The sequence below is a fragment of the Wolinella succinogenes DSM 1740 genome, from assembly GCF_000196135.1.
In the GTDB taxonomy this organism is placed as follows: Bacteria; Campylobacterota; Campylobacteria; order Campylobacterales; family Helicobacteraceae; genus Wolinella; species Wolinella succinogenes.
Genome location: NC_005090.1, coordinates 872,979 through 894,158 on the forward strand (window position 1 = coordinate 872,979; position 21,180 = coordinate 894,158).

General features: G+C 47.7%; 21 protein-coding genes and 1 pseudogene. 19 read left to right on the forward strand and 3 right to left on the reverse strand.

Going from position 1 to position 21,180, the window contains the following annotated elements; genetic code table 11:
* Positions 1–18 precede the first annotated feature (18 nt).
* The 12 genes and pseudogenes from WS_RS04395 to WS_RS10595 form a co-directional block, all read left to right on the forward strand.
* Positions 19–1,446: pseudogene (locus WS_RS04395) on the forward strand (c-type cytochrome); the annotation flags it as partial.
* Positions 1,447–1,553: 107 nt separating this feature from the next.
* A complete protein-coding gene (locus WS_RS04400; RefSeq protein ID WP_041572071.1) occupies positions 1,554–2,327 on the forward strand; it encodes a hypothetical protein in 774 nt (257 codons plus the stop codon).
* Positions 2,328–2,336: 9 nt separating this feature from the next.
* The gene (locus WS_RS04405) at positions 2,337–3,554 is read left to right on the forward strand and encodes a nitrous oxide reductase family maturation protein NosD (protein ID WP_011138819.1); all 1,218 of its coding nucleotides are present in this window, start codon (positions 2,337–2,339) and stop codon (positions 3,552–3,554) included.
* A complete protein-coding gene (locus WS_RS04410) occupies positions 3,554–4,273 on the forward strand; it encodes a 4Fe-4S dicluster domain-containing protein (protein ID WP_041571751.1) in 720 nt (239 codons plus the stop codon). The genes WS_RS04405 and WS_RS04410 overlap by 1 nt, the downstream gene beginning before the upstream one ends.
* Positions 4,270–4,824 (forward strand): c-type cytochrome, encoded by a 555-nt coding sequence (locus tag WS_RS04415; protein ID WP_011138821.1) that lies wholly within the window; start codon positions 4,270–4,272, stop codon positions 4,822–4,824. The genes WS_RS04410 and WS_RS04415 overlap by 4 nt, the downstream gene beginning before the upstream one ends.
* On the forward strand, positions 4,821–5,285 hold the full coding sequence (locus WS_RS04420; protein WP_011138822.1) for a c-type cytochrome: 465 nt from the start codon (positions 4,821–4,823) through the stop codon (positions 5,283–5,285). The genes WS_RS04415 and WS_RS04420 overlap by 4 nt, the downstream gene beginning before the upstream one ends.
* Before the next feature lie 6 nt (positions 5,286–5,291).
* On the forward strand, positions 5,292–6,188 hold the full coding sequence (locus WS_RS04425) for a NapH/MauN family ferredoxin-type protein (RefSeq protein WP_011138823.1): 897 nt from the start codon (positions 5,292–5,294) through the stop codon (positions 6,186–6,188).
* Between the two features lie 21 nt (positions 6,189–6,209).
* Positions 6,210–6,848 (forward strand): ABC transporter ATP-binding protein, encoded by a 639-nt coding sequence (locus WS_RS04430; protein WP_011138824.1) that lies wholly within the window; start codon positions 6,210–6,212, stop codon positions 6,846–6,848.
* A complete protein-coding gene (locus WS_RS04435) occupies positions 6,835–7,290 on the forward strand; it encodes a nitrous oxide reductase accessory protein NosL (RefSeq protein ID WP_011138825.1) in 456 nt (151 codons plus the stop codon). The genes WS_RS04430 and WS_RS04435 overlap by 14 nt, the downstream gene beginning before the upstream one ends.
* Positions 7,290–8,117, forward strand: a complete 828-nt coding sequence (locus tag WS_RS04440) for an ABC transporter permease (RefSeq protein ID WP_011138826.1) — start codon at positions 7,290–7,292, stop codon at positions 8,115–8,117. The genes WS_RS04435 and WS_RS04440 overlap by 1 nt, the downstream gene beginning before the upstream one ends.
* Positions 8,114–8,611 carry a nitrous oxide reductase accessory protein NosL gene (locus WS_RS04445; RefSeq protein ID WP_011138827.1) on the forward strand — a complete coding sequence of 166 codons (498 nt, stop codon included), beginning with the start codon at positions 8,114–8,116 and terminating at the stop codon, positions 8,609–8,611. Before WS_RS04440 ends, WS_RS04445 begins: the two co-directional genes overlap by 4 nt.
* A 6-nt stretch (positions 8,612–8,617) precedes the next feature.
* Positions 8,618–9,061, forward strand: coding sequence for a hypothetical protein (locus WS_RS10595; protein WP_011138828.1), 444 nt, complete (start codon positions 8,618–8,620; stop codon positions 9,059–9,061).
* A gap of 4 nt (positions 9,062–9,065) precedes the next feature.
* Here the strand turns inward: WS_RS10595 and WS_RS11210 are convergent, their stop codons facing one another.
* The 3 genes from WS_RS11210 to WS_RS04465 form a co-directional block, all read right to left on the reverse strand.
* A complete protein-coding gene (locus WS_RS11210) occupies positions 9,066–10,217 on the reverse strand; it encodes a methyl-accepting chemotaxis protein (RefSeq protein ID WP_011138829.1) in 1,152 nt (383 codons plus the stop codon).
* Between the two features lie 75 nt (positions 10,218–10,292).
* Positions 10,293–11,192 carry a DMT family transporter gene (locus WS_RS04460; protein WP_011138830.1) on the reverse strand — a complete coding sequence of 300 codons (900 nt, stop codon included), beginning with the start codon at positions 11,190–11,192 and terminating at the stop codon, positions 10,293–10,295.
* 5 nt (positions 11,193–11,197) lie between these two features.
* Complete coding sequence (locus WS_RS04465; RefSeq protein ID WP_041572079.1) at positions 11,198–11,797, reverse strand: MarC family protein; 600 nt, start codon at positions 11,795–11,797, stop codon at positions 11,198–11,200.
* 125 nt (positions 11,798–11,922) lie between these two features.
* Here WS_RS04465 and WS_RS04470 point away from each other — a divergent pair, with 125 nt between their 5' ends.
* From WS_RS04470 to WS_RS04500, 7 genes are all read left to right on the forward strand, one after another.
* Positions 11,923–13,209 (forward strand): phenylacetate--CoA ligase family protein, encoded by a 1,287-nt coding sequence (locus WS_RS04470; protein ID WP_011138832.1) that lies wholly within the window; start codon positions 11,923–11,925, stop codon positions 13,207–13,209.
* Positions 13,206–13,613 carry an ACT domain-containing protein gene (locus WS_RS04475; protein ID WP_011138833.1) on the forward strand — a complete coding sequence of 136 codons (408 nt, stop codon included), beginning with the start codon at positions 13,206–13,208 and terminating at the stop codon, positions 13,611–13,613. The genes WS_RS04470 and WS_RS04475 overlap by 4 nt, the downstream gene beginning before the upstream one ends.
* 6 nt (positions 13,614–13,619) lie before the next feature.
* Positions 13,620–14,312 (forward strand): response regulator transcription factor, encoded by a 693-nt coding sequence (locus WS_RS04480; protein ID WP_011138834.1) that lies wholly within the window; start codon positions 13,620–13,622, stop codon positions 14,310–14,312.
* Positions 14,313–16,073: a cache domain-containing protein gene (locus tag WS_RS10600; RefSeq protein WP_011138835.1), complete on the forward strand. Its 1,761-nt coding sequence runs from the start codon at positions 14,313–14,315 to the stop codon at positions 16,071–16,073. It begins immediately after the preceding gene.
* Between the two features lie 74 nt (positions 16,074–16,147).
* Positions 16,148–16,957 (forward strand): sulfate reduction electron transfer complex DsrMKJOP subunit DsrO, encoded by an 810-nt coding sequence (dsrO, locus tag WS_RS04490; RefSeq protein ID WP_011138836.1) that lies wholly within the window; start codon positions 16,148–16,150, stop codon positions 16,955–16,957.
* Positions 16,958–16,959: 2 nt separating this feature from the next.
* Positions 16,960–18,147, forward strand: coding sequence for an NrfD/PsrC family molybdoenzyme membrane anchor subunit (gene nrfD, locus WS_RS04495; RefSeq protein WP_011138837.1), 1,188 nt, complete (start codon positions 16,960–16,962; stop codon positions 18,145–18,147).
* Positions 18,147–21,179, forward strand: a complete 3,033-nt coding sequence (locus tag WS_RS04500) for a molybdopterin dinucleotide binding domain-containing protein (protein WP_011138838.1) — start codon at positions 18,147–18,149, stop codon at positions 21,177–21,179. Before nrfD ends, WS_RS04500 begins: the two co-directional genes overlap by 1 nt.
* The last annotated feature ends 1 nt before the right edge of the window (position 21,180 follow it).

The following is a 21,180-nucleotide window of genomic DNA, read 5'->3' on the forward strand; positions in this document are numbered from 1 at the left end:
TGTCTTGAATTTTAGTGGCAGTATAAGCTAGGATTGGGGCCATTACATCACACCTATGATGCGCAAGATGGAATCATCTACACCTCTTTGTATGTCGATTCGCAGATCGTCAAGTGGGATTATAAGAATCTTAAAGTGCTTGATCGGGTGAATGTTCACTACAACATTGGACACCTTGATTCTATGGAGGGTAAATCCGCCAAGCCTAAAGGCAAGTATGCCCTAGCGCTTGACAAACTCTCTATTGATCGATTCAACCCTGTGGGTCCTTTGCATCCTCAAAATCATCAGCTCATCGACATCGGCGGGCCAAAAATGGAACTCATCTATGATCTGCCCATTCCTCTTGGCGAACCCCACGATGTTATCAGTATTGCAGCGGATAAGCTCAAACCTCAAGTGACCTACCCCATGGGAACCAACTCAAGGACGGGCAAGCAACATGAGGCAATGACGCTTGCAGGCCAAGAGCGTGTGGAACGCAAAGGCAATGAGGTGAAGATCTATGGAACACTGATTCGAAGTCACATTAATCCTGAGCACGTCACCGTGAACAAGGGAGATAAGGTGACTTTCTACCTCACCAATCTAGAGCGAGCACAGGATGAGACACATGGATTTGCCGTGAGTGGCTATAACGTCCATGCCTCTGTTGAGCCAGGCAAAACAGTCGCGGTCACATTCACAGCCGATGAAGAGGGTGTTTTCCCCTACTACTGCACCGAGTTCTGCTCAGCGCTTCACTTGGAGATGATGGGATACCTCTATGTCAAAGATCCAAAGAAAAAGTATGAGTCAGTCAAAGAGCTGAAGCTTCAAAAGATGAGCAAAGAGCAATTGGAATCGGAATATAAAAAGGTCATCGCCACCAACAAGGCCACGGATGATGTGATCCAGAGCGTAGTGAAGTTCCTCAAAGATAAAAACTACGCCAAATATCCCAAGGTGAAATCTCTTGTGGAGGATGCGCTTGATCAGTATGGCAAGATTGGCGAAGTGAAGGCCAAAGCCGATGAATCCTATAAAAAGGGCGATGTCAATGGGGCCATTCTTTGGGAGTATCAAGTTTGGCAATACATGGTCAAAACCGCTGATGTAGGACTTCGAGCGAAAAATAACCTTGCTAAAGAGCTGGCCACTCCCATGAAGCCAGCGGCTCAAAAGGGTGAAGAAGCCTACCTCAAGGGAGGTTGCAACGGGTGTCACGTGATTGGTCAGGTGAGTTCAGGCCCTGATCTTACAGGGGTTCTCTCCCGACATGAAAACGCCGAAAAATGGGTGTTTGACTTTATTAAGAATCCCGCCAGCAAGTATGAAGAGGATTATGTGAAAACCATGATCAACTACTTCAATCTTCGTATGCCCAATCAGCATATGAACGATCAGGAGATCAAAGACATCATCGAATACCTCAAATGGATCGATGAGAACGCGGGTCTCTTCTAAAACCCTCTCCTCTCCCTCTTTGGGGGAGGAAAATCTTACAAAACTTTTTTGCTTGCCAGAGAGGTTTTTTAATATTTTGAAGGAGTGAAATCATGGAAAACAGAGGAATCGCCAAATATAAGATTTACACAATTTTGGCGCTTTTGTTGATGACGATTGGCTTTACTATCCCCGTGCTTGGATTCCATGGCATGATGGGCAAGATCAAACAGGGAGAGGCTCTGCCCTCGTATGTCTATCCACTTTGGAACACCTACACCTCTTTTCACTACAAGAATCACATGGTCCCCAAGGAAGTGGCGGGAGATTTAAAGAAAATGATTGAGAGGAGGGCGGAGATTGGGGTTCCCTCCCTCCCCGTATGGTCGGTCTCGCTTGAAGCTCCCAACTATCCAAAATCGGCTTTTCCTAATGGAATCCCCGTCTATTTTCATGTGGATGGATATAGTGGAGATGTGCATGAGATGAACACCATCAATCACTACATCGGGATGTATCCCATGGAGCATGGAGGGAATCTAGAGCGGAGCCTTGTGCCCTATTATCTTCTTCTGGCCACGCTGATGATGCTCGCTTTTCTCTATTATGATGGGCGAGGGAATTCGCTTTTGATGGTGCTGCCCATCATTGCTCCTGCGCTTTTTCTTTCGATTTTTGCGGGCTGGCTCTATTGGTATGGGCACAATATGCAAGAGTGGGGGGCGTTTAAAATCAAGCCTTTCATGCCAACGGTTTTTGGGGATGGCAAGGTGGCGCAATTCACCACGCACTCCTACCCCTCTTTTGGTTTTTGGGTGATGGTTGTCATGTCGGCTCTCTCGATTCTTGCACTATTTTCCAAGAGGCAACACCTCAGACAGAATTCCCCTGAGGCGAAGTAGGTCGTGGGGATGTGGCGAACGGCTCTCCTTGGGTGGGGGCTGGCGACCTCCTTGTTGAATGCCTCGATTCTTCAAGAGGCCATTGATAGGGCTTCGCCTGGAGATATTTTAAGGCTCGCTCCTGGAATCTATCAGGGAGCTATCCGCATCGATAAGCCTCTCACAATTGAGGGACAAGAGGGAAGGGTGATCATTAGAGGCGAAGGCAAGGGCAGTGTGATCCGGATTCTTGCCTCTTCTGTGACGCTAAAAGGGCTTTGGATTGAGGGAAGCGGGAGTGAGCACTCTAGCATTGATGCGGGAATTGTGGCAGAGAAGGTGAGCAATCTGAAGATTCTGGATAATCGTCTGCGAGACGTCCTCTTTGGAATCGACCTAAGAGAGACGCATCGATCGGAAGTCTCTCGGAATCATATCACCTCCAAGCCCTTTGATCTTGGACTAAGAGGGGATGCGATACGGCTTTGGTATAGCCATGACAACACCATTTCAGAGAACACCATCCAAGAGAGTCGAGATTTTGTGGTGTGGTACTCCAGCGGCAATCGAATCTTTAAAAATCACGGAATGGATGGGAGATATTCGCTCCATTTCATGTATGCAGGAAAAAATCTTGTGGAAGATAATCTATTTGAGCGCAACTCTGTGGGGATTTTTTTCATGTATTCAGAGGGGACAACCGCTAGAAACAACACAGTGAAAAACTCCATTGGTTCTTTTGGCGTGGGGATTGGGATGAAAGATGCCTCTAATTTCACCCTCAAAGAGAATACAGTGATCTATAACGCTAGAGGGTTTTATATCGACCAATCCCCCTTTCAGCCAGGAAGTGTCAATCGCTATGAAGGAAATAGAATCCTCTACAACACCACAGGAGTGCAATTTCACGCGACCCAGCATCGCAGTCTCTTTTATGGGAATCTTTTCAAAGGGAATGTCGAGACGATTGCCAATGACACCCCTGGGGCCAAGATTCGCCTCAATGAGTGGCTGGGAAATTATTACGATGATTATGAAGGGCTTGATCGAAACAAGGATGGAATCGGAGATATTCCCCACCATCACTATGCGTATGCCGACAAGCTATGGCTCTACTATCCCGCACTTCGATTCTTTTACGGATCAACGGTGATGAGCGTACTCAATTTCTTGGCCAAGCTCGCTCCTTTTTCGGAACCCGACTTGTTGCTAGAGGATTCTAAGCCCAAAATGGAGGCGAAATTTTGATGGATCGACGAGACTTTATTTTTTATGGAGCGGGCGGGACGGGAGCGCTTTGTGCAGGATTTTTGGGAGGGCATCTCTTGTCTGGATTCTTGCACTCCAAAGAGCCTTTATTGCGGCCTCCAGGCGCTTTAGAAGAATCGGAATTTCTTGCCACTTGTATCAAATGCGGCCAATGCGTGCAGGTTTGCCCCTATTACGCCCTTTCGCTTCTTGATATTTGGCATGGGAGCTCCTTGGGGACTCCTTATGTTGATGCAAGAGAGCGTGGATGCTATCTGTGTGATCTCTATCCTTGCGTGCTGGCGTGTCCAAGTGGAGCGCTAAGCCATGAGACCACAGAGATCAAAGATGTTCATATGGGGATGGCCTATGTGAAGCGAATCGACGCTTGCTTGGCCTTTTTGGGAGAAGAGGTTAAAGCGGAAGCGGTCTCTAGGATGATCCATCGAAAACTTCATAATGATCGAGAGCGAGCTGTGGCAGAGAGAATCGCTGATTCCGTGGGTAACCCCTGTTCCCTCTGCGCCGATCTCTGTCCCCATCCCTCACCCCTAGAGGCGATTGCAATGGTGCAACTTGAGGGGAAGAAGAGGGCTCCTCAGATTCGCTCTGGCTGTGTGGGGTGCGGAGTGTGTCAGGAGGTTTGCCCTGCAAGCGAGTCGGTGATAGAAATTGTTCCAAGAGTGGGGTATGAAGAGCTTTATGGAGGTCAAAAATGAGGAGAGAATGGGTAGTGATTTGGGTGGCTTTGATGCTAGGTTTATCAGGGTGCGATTCTAAGGAGGAGAGGGCTAAGGAGCGATTTCCGACCTCTCTTTCTGAGGTCAAAGAGGCGGGTATGATCATCATCGAAAAGGGGAAGACTCCAGAGGGCGAGAATCCTTTTATCACCTACAACATTGATGGGGAGCGCCAAGTGAAGGTAGGTTTTGGAGAGGATGATAATGAGACCACCAAAAGCATTGGAGCCATCGCCTCCGTGAAAACCCCTTATGATCGAATCAATATAGAGCTTCTCAAGGGACGACTTAGTAAAAACTTTATCCTCAAGTGTTCGGCGTGTCACGATGATTACGCCAATGGAATCATTGGCCCCTCTCTTTTGAAAAAGAGTGAGGCAGAGGTCTTTGACAAGATCATCGCCTATAAAACCAAAAAAGAGGCCAATGTCCTCATGAGAGAGCTGGTCATGCAGATGGATGAGACAGAGATTCGATCCTTGGCTAAAGAGATCAGCGAATTTAACCAACAATTTAGGAGTCAACCATGAAAACAGGTCAAATCATCACCCTCGCTATGGGAGGTGTCGTAGTGGCGTTGATGCTCTATGTCGCGCTTAGCGGGGGAGAATCCACCCCTACTCCCGCCAAGCCGTCTCTCGCTCCCGTCAGCGAGGCTGCTTCTTCGCTTGCTCAAAACCCCAAAGAGGTTGCCTTGGAGGCGGAAGATGAGGAGATGAAGAAGATCAGAGAGCTTCAAGGAAGCGTCAAGAACAGAGAGCTTAAAGTGAGCCATCTCTACAGCCTTAAGTGCGCTCCTTGTCATGGGTATGACGGAGAGGGCAAGATTGCCCCTTCGCTGCTTGGCAAGAGTGAGACAGAGCTTTTGGCTAAACTAAGAGACTACAAAGAAGACAAAGTTCCAAACTCTTTAATGAAGGGGCTTTTGACCAATTCAACTCAGCAGGAGCTAGAGGACTTGGCTAAAGAGATTGCTGGATTCTCCAAGTAGGTTATCATGAACAAATATACGACTAGAGCCACTCTCGCCCATGTTGGTTTTTGGGATAGTTTCGTCTCGACTCGACCCGATGGAAAGAGGCGCCCAAGTCTCCGAGCTTGGCGCTATACAGTCGTCATCTCTGTGCACCTGCTCTTTTTGCTCTCCTATTATGCAGATATTCAGATTTTAGAGGGCTCTATTAGCGGCTCGCGGATGCTTGGGTTTCACCTCGCCGATCCTTTTATCACGCTTGAGGTGATGAGTGCCTACCGCGGAATTCCTACCAACCTCCTCATCGGTGCGGTAAGCATAGGAGGTTTTTATCTTTTTTTTGGCGGCAGGGCTTTTTGTTCTTGGGTCTGTCCCTATGGAATTTTTGGTGAAATAGGAGAGAGGCTGCACCAAAAATTGCTCTCAAAAAAAATCATCCAAGAGCGGACATTCAGCCCCTACTGGCGTTATATCTTTTGGATTTTTTTCCTCTCGCTCTCCTTTTTTGGAGGTTTTTTGGTCTTTGAGCTGTTCAATGTGGTGGGGATCCTTTCTCGATTCATCATCTATGGTTGGAGTGCCGCCATCTCGTGGGTGATTTTGATCTTTGCTTTTGAAGTCTTTTTTTCACAACGAGCTTGGTGCCGCTATGTCTGCCCCTTGGGAACCACCTATACGATGCTAGGGGGTGCGAGCGCAATGAAGATCGCTTGGAGTGAGGAGCAATGCAACCATTGCGGGGTCTGTTCCACCGTCTGCATTGTGCCCCATGTGCTGGATATGACCAAGAAAAAAAGTGAGGGCCAAAAGGGTGGAAAGCACCTCGTCCAAAGTGGTGATTGCACCCTATGCGGACGATGCATTGATGTGTGCCATACGGATGCTTTGGGTTTTGAAAATCGACTCAAAAAGCTCCTCTAAAAGAGCCAAAAGGAGAAACTATTGATTGAGATTGATTGCGTCAGCAAAAGCTTTGGTGGACAAAAGGTGCTAGAGGAGGTCTCTTTGGGAATCGCCAAAGGAGAGAAGCTCCTGCTTATGGGGCAAAATGGCGCAGGAAAGACAACGCTTATGAGGATGATTTTGGGCGAGTATCGTCCCGATAAAGGAGGGGTCAAAATCGATGGATGCGACCCCCTTAGGGAGCGTCAAAAGGCTTTGGCGCAAATCGCGTTTGTTCCTCAGATGCCTCCGCCCCTCAAGCTCACGCTAGAAGAGCTGACCTATTATGTGAGCCAAAGTTGTGGCATAGAGAGCGAACGGGTTTGGAAGTTTGCCGAGGCGATGGAGCTGGAGTGGAAACAAAATCTTAAAAAGACTTTTTTCAAGCTCTCTGGGGGGATGAAGCAGAAACTTTTAATTGCTATTGCCTTGAGTCGTGACGCTCAAGTGCTCATGTTTGATGAACCCACAGCCAATCTTGATCCTAGCGCGAGAATACGATTTGATGCGCTTTTGAGAGAGTTTGCCATGGATAAGAGCCTCATTTTCATCTCCCATCGTATTCAAGAAGTGGAGGGATTAGTAGAGCGAATCGTCGAGATGGATCTTGGAAAGGTGGTGCGTGATGAGAAGATTTAGTTATTGGGCGGCGATTTTAGCGGCATGGTTTCTTTTGGCGGGATGCCAGGAGATGGACACGAGTGCTGGGAAGTTGCGTTTTGATCGAGATATTTGCGAACGATGCAAGATGATCATTAGTGATAGAAATCACGCCCTAGAGGTGGTTTATCCCAAGGAGAGAAGGCGATACTACTTTGATGATGTGGGTTGCTTGGCACTTTGGGTGCGGGACAATCAAATCTCATGGTTGCCAGAGGCGCTCATCTATGTCACTGATTTTTCTAATGGGAGATGGATTGAGGCAAGGAGTGCGGCTTGGGTTGAGGGATACATCACTCCTATGGCGTTTGGCTATGCAGCCTTTGCTCCTGAAAAAAAGGAGATGCTTGAAGCTCAAGGAAAGCATATTTATCAATTTTCTGAAGTGATGGAGACGATCCAAAAAGAGAAGGAGCGCTGATGGGAAAGATTGCTTTAGTGGCATGGCTGGATCTTAAAGAGTCGTTTCGTTCTCGTTGGTTTTTGGTCTATTCGCTGGTTTTTGGAGGAGCGGTGGCACTCTTTTTCCTTGCAGGGGTGACAGAGTCGCGTGTTCTTGGTTTTAGCGGATTAGGTCGATTGCTTCTGCTTTTTATTCAAGTTTGTGTCGTGATTCTGCCCGTATTCATTCTTATGAGCACTGTTAGGGCGATCGCTTCTGATCGAGACAGCAATGTGCTTGAGTACCTGCTCTCCTTCCCTATTTCGCTAGCGGATTACTACTTTGGAAAATCTCTTGGAAGGCTAGTGAGTGTCTTTGTTCCCATTTTTGCCTCTTTGGTGCTAGCCATTGTGTGGGGAGGAATCAAGGGGGCGTCAATTCCATGGGAGATTTTTGGCTTTTATGTTTTGCTCATGTTTTCGCTTTCAGTGAGCTTTTTGGGAATCGCGCTTTTTATCTCTACTCTTGTGAAATCCCAAGAGATTGCCCTTGGATCGGCTTTTTTTGTCTGGTTGATTCTATTGGCTTTCATGGACATTTTGCTTATTGGAGTGATGATGAAAAATGCCTTTCCCGAGGAGGCAATTTTTGGCGTGGCGCTTCTTAACCCTATTCAGGTTTTTCGGGTGGCGGCGATGGCGCTTTTTGATCCAGAGCTCTCCGTGATGGGCCCTGCGGCCTATTTTATTTTGGATAGTTTTGGCAAAGCAGGTTTTGCCCTCTATTCGATTTTCTATCCATTTCTGCTTGGGATGGGATGGCTTTGGGGGGGATATTTGATTTTTAAACGAAGGGATTTAGTGTGAGACAAAGAGTGAAAATAGGGGTAAAGATTTTCCTTATTGGGGTCTGTTTTTCAGGAATCTTGATGGCAGGATCGGGAGTTTCGCCAGAGAGGATGGAGGAGTGGCTCAAAGAGAGCAATACCACATGCCCTATCAAGTTTGTGGACACGAGCCGCTATCCCAAATGGCGCGCTGTGATTCTCTATAAAGACAACCAAAAGGAGTTTTTTAGTTCGCCAAAATCAATGCTCCACTACTTTTATACCCAATCGTATCGTAACTTCTCAGGTGTGCAAGCCCTCTATGTGACGGACTATGAGACAGGAGGTTTGATTGAATCAAGTGAAGCTTATTATGTTTTTGGAAGTCGAATCGTCAGTATGTCGGGAGATGATCTTATCCCCTTTGGCACTAGAGAATCGGCGGAAAAGTTCGCCAAAGAGCACTCAGGGAAGCGAATATTTGAGTTTAAAGAGGTCACTAAAAAGCTCGTGGACTATTTAGAAATCAGGTGATAAGCGATGGAGAGAAGAGCCTTTATTCAGAGCTTTGTCCCTTTGGCGGCACTTCTTTGGTGGGGGGGATGCGAGAAGAGCGAGAAGAAATCCCGATGCGCCTTGTGTGGCATGGATATCACGGAAGTGGAATATTATGCTAAAGCTATCGATTCTAAAGGGAGGGTGTATGAGTTTGATGATTTTGGATGCATGATTTTATACACTCAAAAGCACCCCTTGGCATGGAGCTATTTTGTCTATGCAAGAGATATTGGAGCCTTGGTGGATGCCACTAAAGCTCACTATTCTCGCACCGAGACGACCCCGATGCATTATGGCTTTGGGGCTTATAAGGAGGAGGGGGAGGGAAGGGTGAGCTTTGAGGAAGCCAAAGAAGCGATGCTCAAAAATGAGACCTTGGCCAACCCTCTCTTTAGGCGAGTGCTTCTTAAAAGAGAGGGCCAATAATCCATCAAGAGGGAGAATCCACGAGAGATTGGAGGCCGCTTCTTAGGTACTCGCTACTGTTTTGAAGCCCCAAGGAGACCCCTTGTATCTCCTTGGAATGGATGGAGCGTCGCTCGCCCAATCCTTGAATATTTTGAACCTCTTTGGTGACGCGATTGATGCCCTCTTCGATCTCTTGGGTTGTTCCCAGAATCTGTTCAGATTCCTGGATGTTTCCTAAAAGGATCGACTCAAGCGATCCCATCTCTGTTTTGGTGCTCTCAGAGGCGAGCAGCAAGAGCTCCATCTGCTTGGAGTTGCGATGGATTTTGGATTCATTTGCATCAACGGAGAGGAGAATGGACTGGATGCCTGTATCAATCTGGAGGAGGTTTTTCTGGGTGCGTTCAGCGAGCTTTCGCACTTCGTCCGCCACCACGGCAAACCCTCGACCATGCTCGCCTGCTCTAGCGGCTTCAATGGCGGCATTGAGAGCCAAAAGATTGGTTTGATCAGCAATCTCCTTGATGGTCTCAATCATCTTCTTGGCTCCCTTGGCGTTCTCGGCGAGCCCCTTGAATTCCTCTAAAAGCTCGCGCTCGATTTCGTGCACCATTTGAATTTGGGCGATGAGGTTTCCCACCTCTTTTTGGTTGTCATCAAGCCCTTTTTTGGCCTCTTTTGTCCCTTCTTGGTTCTTTTTGATTCCTTGGGCGAAGAGGGCGAGATTTGTTTTGGCTTCTTGGGAGATTTTCATGGAGCGTTCGATGATGGAGTGCTCTTCCTCCCCAAAAAGACGCACTTCATGTGACACTCGCTCGAGCCGATTGATGTAATTTTGGTTTTGGGTCTGTGCCTTTTGAATGCCTTGAGCGATTGTTTGAATATTCTCTTTAAAAGCGCTAATGGCCTCCAGTGTTTCTTGGGCTTCTTGGTTGTAGCGGGTGTCGATGGAAAGCTTTTTTTGCAGATCCATTTGGGTGAGTTCTTGATTCATCGCCCTAGAGAGATCGACGCCCCAGCGCTTTTCATCAATATCATGAAAGAGTAAAACCAAGGCGCAGGAGTATTGGATCATTTCCCCAAGGGGATTGTCGGTAAAGAAGTAGGCGTTAAAGAGAAGCAGAGCGATTCCTAGATAGTGGATTGCGCGCATACGGAAGAAGAGGGATTTCATGGTGAGGATTCCTTGTTAAAAAAGCAAAATAAGACCCAAGATACCTCACTTTGAAATTTCCTTCATTGATTCATATCAACCCCTGCTTTTTTGTCGATAAAACGCTCCAACTACTCCTAAAAAGATGAGTCCACAGCCAAAGAGTTGCGAAGAGTTGAGCGTCTCGCCCAGCAGAAGGTAGCCAAGGATGAGAGAGAAGAGGGGGATGAGGTTGGTGAATCCTGCGGCTTGGCTTGCCTCCACTTTGGAGAGGGCGTAGTTGTAGAGCCCATACCCGCCAAAGCTCACCACCACTCCTAAGTAAACAATAGCCCCAATCGCTCCAAAATGAAGCTCATCCCTTCCCATGGGTTCACTCAAAGGAGAGGCAAAGGTCAAAACTCCAAAAAAGAGCGCTCCCATGAGCGACTGAAATCCAGTGAGAAAAAAGGCATTGTAGCGCTGGCTTAAACGCTTGACGCTAATGGTGAAGAAAGCGGCGCAGAGCATCGCTAAAAACTCCAAGAAATTCCCCAGCAGAGGGTTGGGAGCGTAGTCACTCAAAGAGGAGGAGAGGCTAAGCCAAAGAGCCCCTAGAATCGCCACTAAAAATCCAATCATCATTCGACTCTTAAGCCGTTCGCCTAGAAGCCATGCGGCCAACAGAGCGACCAATACAGGGAGCATGGATGAGATCATGCCCGCTTGAGAGGCGGTGGTGTTTTCAATCGCTTTGGATTCAAAGACGAAGTAGAGGCAGGGTTCAAGCAGGGCCATGAGAAGCAGAGCGGGGAGGTCTTGGGGGCGAAAAGAGCGAAGAGACATTTTGGGAATAAAGAGGAGAAGAAAGAGCGTGGCAAAAAGGAGTCGCCAAAAAATCACCCAAGAAGAATCGTAACTGATAAACGCATATTTGAGCGCGATAAAGGAGCTCCCCCAAATGAACATCGCTAAGATGAGCGCCCCATAGGGGAGGAGGGTGGAGCGATTTGACATGGGCTTTAGAGGGTGAGGCTGTTTTTCACGCCAGTGAAGATGATCTCCGCTGAGAGCGCGGCTAGGAAGAGTCCTGTGAGTTTAGTGAGGATGCTGATTCCTATTTTTCCAATGAGCTGCTCAAGGTAGCTTCCTAGATAAAGCAGAATGCCCGTGCTTACGACGGCGCCAAAGAGAGCGCTTAAGCTCACAACCATCTCCACGAGCTCCTTGGTCTCGGCTCCCATCACAAGAAGCATCCCCGTGGTGGCAGGTCCAACCGTGACGGGAATGGCCAAAGGAACGACCGCAGGATCACCGACTTCATCACCGATCATGATCTTCTTATCTTGAATGAGCGAAACAGCCGAAAGGAAGAGGAGCGCTCCCGCGCCGATTCTAAACGAATCGATGGTGATTCCTAGCACCTTGAAAATGCCCTCTCCAAAGAAAAAAAGCACAAAAGAGGCGATGAGAATCGCCACAGTGGTTCTTAGGGCGAGCTTGCCCATCGCAGGGCGGCTCATCTCTTTGGTCAGAGAGAGGAAGACGGAGAGAACGAAAAAGGGCGAAAGGATGAAGAAAAACTTCACATAGATGGCAAAAAAGAGGCTGAGCGGACTCACTAGAAACACCTTCGAAAAGATTTGACGAAAATGTAGCATACTTCTCCTTGAGGCGGAGCTCAAAACTGCTATAATCAAAACTTTCCAAGCGATTGGACTACTTCCAAAAAGAGATAGGATAAGCGATGTTTTACGATCCCAACGAAGGCCTCTCTCGCTCCGAGCTAGACGCCTTAGCCCTTCAGCGCTTCCAAGAGACTTTAGCGCGCGCCTCGAAATCTCCCGCCTACCAGAAGAAAAATCTTCCCTCCACTCTCCGTTCCCTCCAAGAGGTTCGCGAGCTTCCCTTTACGCTCAAGCAAGACCTGCGTGATGCTTTCCCCTATGGATTCCTTGCCGCCCCCTTGGAATCGTGTGTGAGGCTCCATAGTTCCAGCGGCACGACGGGCAATCCCACGGTGATGCTCTACACGCAAAATGACTTAGACAATTGGTCTAAGTTGATGGCGCGCTGTATGAGCTTAAGTGGAGCGAATCGCCATGATATTTTTCAGAATATCATGGGATATGGACTCTTCACGGGAGGGATCGGATTCCATTATGGTGCAGAGAGATTGGGGATGCTCACGATTCCTATTGGTCCAGGAAATAGCAAGCGTCAGGGCTGGTTCATGAAGCATTTAGGGGTGAGTGTGGTGCATATCTTGCCAAGCTACGCCTTTAGATTATATTCCCACCTCAAAGAGGAGGGGGTCGATCCCAAAGAGCTTCCTTTAAGAATCGCTTTTATTGGGGCAGAGCCCCACAGCGAGGCGATGCGGCGTGAAATTGAGCGTCTGTATGGAATCAAGGCTTTCAACTCTTTTGGGCTCTCTGAGATGAATGGTCCAGGCGTGGCTTTTGAGTGTCAGGAGCAGAGCGGGATGCATCTTTGGGAGGACTACTACTATGCGGAGATCATTGATCCAGAGACGCTTGAGGTCTTGCCCGATGGAGAGTGGGGGGAGCTGGTGATTAGCTCCATCCATAGAGAGGCGATGCCTTTGGTGCGCTATCGAACGCGCGATTTGACAAGAATTATCCCTGAGCCATGCAAGTGCGGAAGAGTCCATCGGCGAATCGATCGCATCAAGGGACGCACCGATGATATGCTCATTATCAATGGGGTCAATCTTTTCCCTATGCAGATTGAAAAGACGATTCTAGGGATGAAGGGAGTGGGAAGCCACTATATTATCGAAGTGCATAAAGAGCAGTTTCTTGATAAGCTCTATGTCAAAATCGAAATGACCGAGGAGGCATTTTCGGGCAGCCTCAGTGAGTTAGAGGCACTCCAAAAGAGCCTCACAGCGGCGCTCACATCAGAGCTTGGGGTCAACCCCAAGGTGAAGCTAGTCGAGAGAGGGAGTCTGCCTGTGGAAGAGGGAAAAGCCAAGCGAGTCTATGACTACCGAGAAAAGGAGCTTGCATGAGAGAGCATCTATCCATTTTTATGGAAAATAAGCCGGGGATGCTAGAGCGACTCACGCGACTCTTTAGCGAATCGAAAGTGAATATTATCGCTTTTAGTATCGCTAGCGGAGGAGAGTTTGGGGTGGCAAAGTTTTTGCTCGATCAGCCCAAGATTGCCTATGCGGCGCTCAAAAAGGAGGGAATCGCTGTCTCTTTGCGCCCTGTGGTGATTCCTATCATCCAAGAGAAGATAGGAGGATTGCATGAGCTTTTACTTTTTTTGAGAGAGCAGGGAATCAATATCGAGGATAGCTATGGATTCTTGCTCAAAGGAGAATCAAAAGCCGCTGTGGTGCTAGAGAGCAAAGAGGAGCGATTAGAAGAGGTCTTACTAGAAGGCGGGTATGAGTTTTTCAAAGGGTGAAGGGGAGTGAATCTAGAGATTTTTAAAACACAAAGTGTGCTTTACGCCGAAGATGAAGAGGGGATTTCTCGTCATGTGGGGGCGATTTTGGAGATTTTCTTCAAAAAGGTCTATATTGCACGCGATGGGGAGGAGGCGCTAGAGCTCTTTTATCGCCATCAGCCTGATGTTCTGGTTTTGGATGTTTGCATGCCAAAGCTTGATGGATTGATGGTTTTAGCACAAATAAGAGAGCACGATCGAAAGATTCCTGCCATTATGATTACAGCTCATACGGAACAGCCCTATCTTTTGCGTGCCGTAGAGCTCAATATCACTAAATATCTCCAAAAGCCCTTTTCCAAGGAATCGCTCATGGAATCGCTTAGGGCGTGCGAGGAGTATATGCGCGGTTGGCTAGGTGGAGAGCTGAGGGTCGAGATTGATGAATCGCTCTCCTATAACCCTTCTAATAAGAGGCTCCAGATTCAAGAGCGAGAGATTTGGCTCACCAAAAAAGAATCAACCCTCTTGGAGATACTTTTGGCCAAGAGAGGGCAGGTGGTGGGGTTTGATGAGCTTATCAATGAGGTTTGGGGCTTAGAGGGAGGGAGTCGAGAGACACTCAAATTTGTGATCAAAGAGATCCGTCGCAAGGCGGGAAGAGCCTTTATCCAAAATAGCTTTGCTCAGGGTTATTTTATTCCCAAGAGAAGCTAAATGAATCCTAGCCACTTCTCCACAAAAGCCAAAACAATGATTTTAGTTTTGGGGCTTTTTCTGCTTCTCTCTTTTGTTTTTGGATGGCTTCGTTACGCTGATGTCAAGGAGTCAATTCAGGAGGCTCAGCTCAACTACTCTCGTCAAATTGATAACATCTACCAAGCCTCGCTCAATCGCCTCAGCCTCTTTTATGTTAACCGAGGATATGCCAACCTGAACTCTCATGGCATCAGAGAAGCCCTAGAAGAGGGAAATGGGGCAGAGCTTGAGAGGCTTTCTCGTTTTCGTTGGGAGGTTTTAAGTCAAGAGAATCGATACTTGATGCAGATGCGCTTTTATGATACTTCGCTCATGCTCATTGCCTCTCTGGGGGATTCTAATCTGCCATCAAAACTGAGAATCACCTCTCCCTTGGATGAGAATCCTCGCTATGGCTTTGCCCTGTTTCCTCGCTCCTTTAGCTATAACATCTTAATTCCCGCCTACAAAGAGGGGAAGTTTTTGGGAATCTTGGAGTTTGTGGTTTCGGCGGACTATTTTTTGAAAGAGGTGGAGGCTTTTTCGGAGATTCGAGGTTTTATTTTTGTAAGAAGCGAACTTTTTCAGGAGGAGAGGTCTGACTTGCCCCGCTCCACCCCTTTTGTTCTCTTTGCGACCAATCAAGAAGAGCCCATAGCGGATGAAAAAGCCTTGGCTGGAGCGAGCCTTCTCTCTAAGAGAGAACATGAAATTCAAGGACGCTTTTTCGTGACACACGATTTTGGGCTCTACTCCTATGTTAAGGAGGAGGTGGGCAAACTTGTTTTTTTTCAAGAGGTGAGCGCTGCTCACCAGAAGCTTTGGGGGGCGATTTACGGTTCATTTTTTGGAGCATTGGCACTATTTTTAGCCGTGATTGTGATTTTGCACTATGGGTTTGAGGTGTTGATTCGACGCCTTGAAGAATCTAATAAACTTCTTTTGCAAAGCCAAACCAATCTCCAACTTCTCAACCAAGGGCTTGAAGAGCGCGTCAATAGGGAAATTGAACATCGAATGCGCCAAGAAGAAGAATCTAAAGAGAAAGAGCGGCTGCTTCTCCATCAGAGCAAGCTAGCCAGCATGGGCGAGATGATCGGTAATATTGCTCACCAATGGCGCCAACCCCTCACGGAGCTCAGTGCAATTTTTATTCGCTTAGAGATATTGAGCGAACAGGGAACATTGGGGCATCAAAAGCTTCAAGAGGGTTTTAGAGAGTGCGAAAGATTGGTGGGATTTATGTCAAAAACCATTGACGATTTTCGCGGTTTTTTTGTCCAAGATAAGGGGCTTGAACTTTATAGCATCAATGAGGCGTGCAAAAACACTCTCAAGCTTCTTCACTCCGCCCTCCACGCCCACGCTATTGAGGTGGAGATTATTGAAGAGGAGGAGATTTGGATCAAGGGGCATCCAAGAGAATTTGCTCAGGCGATTCTCAATATTTTAGGGAATGCCAAAGATATTCTTCTAGAGCGCCAAGTGCGCTCTCCTCAAATCAAGCTTTTGATCGGCAGGAGAGCGAATCAAGCCTATGTGAGAATCGAAGATAATGGCGGAGGAATCGAGCTCTCTCCTGTCGAAAAAATTTTTGAACCCTACATCTCCACCAAACACGCAGGAAGTGGCACGGGGATTGGGCTTTATATGAGTAAGACAATCATCGAAAAAAATGCCAAAGGAACACTAAGCGCTCACAACTCCTCTGTGGGGGCTGTGTTTGAAATCTATCTTTAGCCTCTTCTTTCCTCTCTAATTCCTCTCTACTTTCGGCTAATCTCCTGGGTTGAAATTCAACCAAAGGAGAGGAGATGGCACACAAGACGCCACTGAGCCGTCGAGATTTTGTGCAAAAAGCAGGGATTTTGCTTGCAGGAGGAACGGCGCTTGGAGGGAATCAAGCCCAAGCGATCAGCCTCCAAAATCCTGGTCGAGATGCCAAAGAGGCTCGTTATATTGGACAAGAGGGAAAGCGCTTTGGGATGGTGATTGATCTGAGATTGTGTGTGGGATGCCAAGCCTGCACGAGCGCTTGTAAAAGTGAAAATAGAGTCCCCAAAGATAAGTTTCGAACCTATGTTCCTGAATATGAATTAGGGAGCTATCCGAGCGTGCGAAAAGCTTTTTTACCTCAGCTTTGCAACCACTGCGAAGCCCCTTCGTGCGTGAGCGTCTGTCCTACGGGAGCCACCTTCAAGCGCACGGATGGAATCGTGGTTGTGGACAACACCATTTGCTGGGGGTGTGGCTACTGTCTTAATGCCTGTCCTTATGACAAACGCTATTTCAATCCTCTCACCAAAGTTGCAGACAAATGCACTCTTTGCGCCCATCGAGTGGATGCAGGGCTCTTACCAGCGTGTGTGGAGAGCTGCGTAGGAGGGGCGAGAATTTTTGGTGACTTGAATGATCCTCATAGCGCAGTCTCAAAGCTGCTTCAAAACGCTCCCGCTTCAGTGCTCAACCCTGCTCAGGGGACTAAACCAAGAGTTTTTTACATCGGACTTAGCCATGAGATACAGAGCATTCCCGTGAGTCAAGCCGTGCTGGATGATTGGGCAAAGAAGCTAGATGGCTTAGCCCCTAGCGAATGGGCTAGCACCTATGAAGGAGGAAAATAGAGATGGATTTTGGATTATTGCTTCACACAATCAGCACTATCACTCCCGATCGACCTTGGGGGATTGATATTCCAAATTATTTTTGGTTCACGGGAAGTTCAGCGGCGGCTTTTATTATTTCTAGTTTTGCTCATGTTTTTGGGATGAAACAGTATAAGCCCATCGCTGGATTCTCTTTGTTGTTGGCTTTTGTGCTTTTGGCCGCCGCACCTTTTAATCTTGTGGATGACCTGAGACAGCCCGGAAGAATCTTTAATTTTTTCCTTTATGGTTGGGAAAACTTCCCCACTTCTCCAATGAAATGGGGTGTTTTGCTGCTGCTCTCCTATCCGATTCTCATTCTCTTTGAGGCACTGATTCTCTATCGACCCTATTTTGTGAGAGCCTATCATCAGAGCCAAAAGGCTCTAGCCCGTCAGGTTTATCGTCTGGCGAGTCTGGGGCGAATGGAGCTTAGCGATGCAGAAGAGGAGAGAGATCATCGTTTAGGATTTATTCTTGGGGCGGCGGGGATTCCTCTTGCGCTGAGTGTGCATGGTTATACGGGCTACATCCTTGGGGCGGTGCATGCGATTCCCCTTTGGCACACCCCTTTGATGCCCATTTTATTCCTTGCTTCCGCGATGGTTTCGGGGACGGGATTGCTTTTGGTGGTTTTGCCGCTATTTCAGAAGTTTTTCACTGACTTCAAACAGGTGGACCGGGAGGTGATGCAAAAGCTCATGAGGCTTTTGGCTTGGTTTATCGTGATTGATTTGGCGATTCGATTCTTTTGGCTCACTTTTGCCATGCCTTTTAATGGCGAGGAGAAGTATGCGTTGGAGCGGTTCTTTTCGCATCATTTCTATGATGTGGTCTTTATTGAATATCTGCTTTGCCTTATTTTACCCATGGCAGTGGGATTCTCATCGCGCTTGAGCCAAAAGACTCCCCTCGTGATTCTTATGGGGGTCATCTGCGCCATTGGCGTGTGGCTTTTTCGATGGAATACGGTCATTGGCGGGCAAGGAATTGGCAAGAGCACCCCGGGGCTTTTAGAGTATCACCCCCATTTTTGGGGGCAGGATAGTCTTTTGGCTATTGCTTCTAATTGGGGAATCTTTATTGCCCTTTTAATGATTGTCATGGCGATTTTTCCTTGGGATAAAGAGATGGCAACCCACTACGAACAAAACAAAGGAGGTCAATGATGGAAGAGGGAAGAAGGCGATTTTTGCTTGGAAGTGGGGTTGTAGCGGGAAGTGCGGCCGTGGTCGGCTACAAAGAGACATTGGGTGCGGTAGCTCTGTTGAAAGATAAGGGCGAGCGAGCCAAGGATTCGATTTATGGAGAGGCAGCGGAGCCAGAGGTGCGATTTGAGTCGGGGAGGACTTTGATCAATCCTAAATACTCAATTCGCCCTAGTGTTTGTAATGGCTGCACGACACACTGCGGGATTCGGGTCAAGATCAACCAAGAGAGTGGTGCGGTGGAGAGAGTTTTTGGGAATCCTTATAGTCTCCTCTCTTCTGATCCTTGGCTCCCTTACAATACCCCTTTAAAAGAGAGCCTAGAGGTACTCTCTGCCCAGAAAGAGAGCGGACTTCATCATCGCTCCACGGCGTGCGCGAGAGGCAATGCAGTTTATGATAAATTGAATGATTCCTTTAGGGTGACAAAACCTTTAAAGCGTGTAGGCAAGAGAGGAGAGAACGCTTGGGTTGAGATATCTCCTGAGCAGCTAATTCAAGAGATTCTCGAAGGGGGAAATCTCTTTGGCGAAGGAGAGGTAGAGGGACTTAGATCGATTCGCCAATTGGATAAGCTCATCGATGAGGAAAATCCAGAATATGGATCCAGCGCGAATCGGCTTTGTGTGCTGGGAACGGCTGATGAGGGTCGGCAGGTGGTGATGGTCCAGCGTTTTGTTCAGAGTTTTGGCACAGTTAATTTCATGGGGCATACCTCTATTTGCGGGCTTTCCATGAGGGCGGGTGAGGCCGCCTATCTTAATGACTTTGTTGGCTATCCTCATCTTAAGCCCGACTTTAAGAACTGTAAGTTTTTACTCAATATTGGGACGGCTCCCGCTCACGCAGGGAATCCATTCAAGCGCCAAGCGAAGCTTTTAGCCCAGGCTAGAACCACGGGAGAGTGTCGCTATGTCACCGTGACTCCCATTTTGGCTAATAGTGACAATATTGCCGTAGGGGAACGCTCTAGATGGCTTCCTGTCGCTCCATCGGGAGATCTAGCATTGGTAATGGGGATGATTCGCCTAATCATTGAAGAGAAGCGGTATTTAGCGGATTATCTAGCAATTCCAAGCCTTGAATCGCAAAAGGCTTTGGAGGAGGTTAGCTTCACCAACGCCACCCATCTCATCATTCAAAAGGGTGAAAAAGAGGGTCAAATTCTTAAAGATTCTCAAGGAAGCCCGTGGGTGATTGATGTTAAAGAGGGAGTCCTAAGGGATTCTAAATCGGTGCTTCGGGGAGAGCTGGATTTTGCTGGTGAAGTAACCCTTGAAGGGGTGAGCTATGAGGTGAAAAGCGCCTTCTTGCTTCTTAAAGAGAGCGCTTTGGCTTACACTTTGGAAGAGTATGCAAGCTTTAGTGGTATTGATTCTAAAGAGATAGTTCATTTGGCGCGCGAGTTTACCTCTTATGGTCGATCCGTGGGCGTGGATTGCCATGGAGGGACGATGCACACCACAGGCTTTTATGCCACCTATGCGGTGATGATGCTAGGGGCTTTGGTGGGGAATCTAAACCACAAAGGGGGGATGAGCATGGGGGGAGGGAAGTTTGAAGACTTTAATGGCGAAGCCTACAACCTCATTGCCTATCCAAATAAGCCCAAGCCCCAAGGAGCGAGAATTGATCGTGCACGCATGGCCTATGAAAAGACCTCCGAATTCAAAAGAAAAGTAGCTCAAGGAGAGAATCCCTATCCGGCAAAAGCACCATGGTATGGGCTTGCTAACGCTCTAGAATCGGACGTAATCACCAACAGCGAAGAGGGCTATCCCTACAAATTGGGAGCGCTCATCTCTTGGTGCGCCAATTTTATTTATGGACAGAGTGGCTCAGAACATCTCCTTGAATCGCTTAAAGATCCAAAGAGAGCCATTCCTCTTTTTATTGCCATCGATCCATTTATTAACGAGACCAGTCGATGGGCGGACTATATTGTTCCTGACAGTGTGATGTATGAGACATGGGGCGTGGTTTCTCCTTGGGGAGCATCGCTCACCAAAGCGAGCCATTTGCGCTATCCGATCCTTCCTTCGCCGAACGCTAAATGGAGCAATGGCGAACCCGTGAGCATGGATAGCTTCATTATTGAACTGGGCAAAGCGTTAGGTTTGCCAGGATTTGGAAAAAATGGAATCGTCGCTAAAAGTGGCGAAAAGTTTCCCTTTGACAGACCAGAAGAGCTCTATTTAAGAGCATTTGAAAACATTGCCCTTTCGGGGAAGGCCGTTCCTGAAATTAGCGATGAAGAGATAGAACTCGCAGGATTAAAGGAGTATGCGAGCAAGCTTCAAGCCATTAATGGAGAGAATTGGCGCAGGGTTGCTTATGTGATGGCAAGAGGGGGGCGATTCGCTCCTATAGAGGATGCTTACAAAGGAGATTCGCTTTCTAGAGCCTATCCAAAGGCTATTTCGATCTACAATGAAGCCCTCGGAACATCCAAAAATTCTCTCACGGGTGAGCGATACAGCGGGGTTCCAAGATTTTATGCCCCTAGATTTACGGATGGCCGAGCGCTAGAAGAGGCGGGATTGGGTGACTCTCGAAGCTTTTTGGCTTTCAGTTATAAATCCAATGTCCTCTCTGCTCCTACCACGGCAAGCCGCCATCTTAAAGAGCTTCGATACACCACCTTTGTGGATATGAATAGCCAAAGCGCCAAGGCATTGGGAATTGTTCATGGAGAGAGGGTGAGGGTTGTATCTAAAGGGGGTTTTGTTATTGGAATCTGCCGTTTAAGAGAGGGAATTCATCCTCGATCCATTGGTATAGAACATGGAGCGGGACGCGAGGGTGAGGGAGCCATAGATTTGCTCATTAATGGAAACGTGATTCGTGGGGAGATTGCAAGACGCAGTGGTGTCAATATTAACAAACTTGGTCTCAAAGACGCCTCAAAAGGAAAAGTGGGAACTTTAAGTGATTTTGTGATTGGCTCTAATGCCAGACAAGGAATCCCCGTCTGGATAGAGAAGCTTAGCTAAG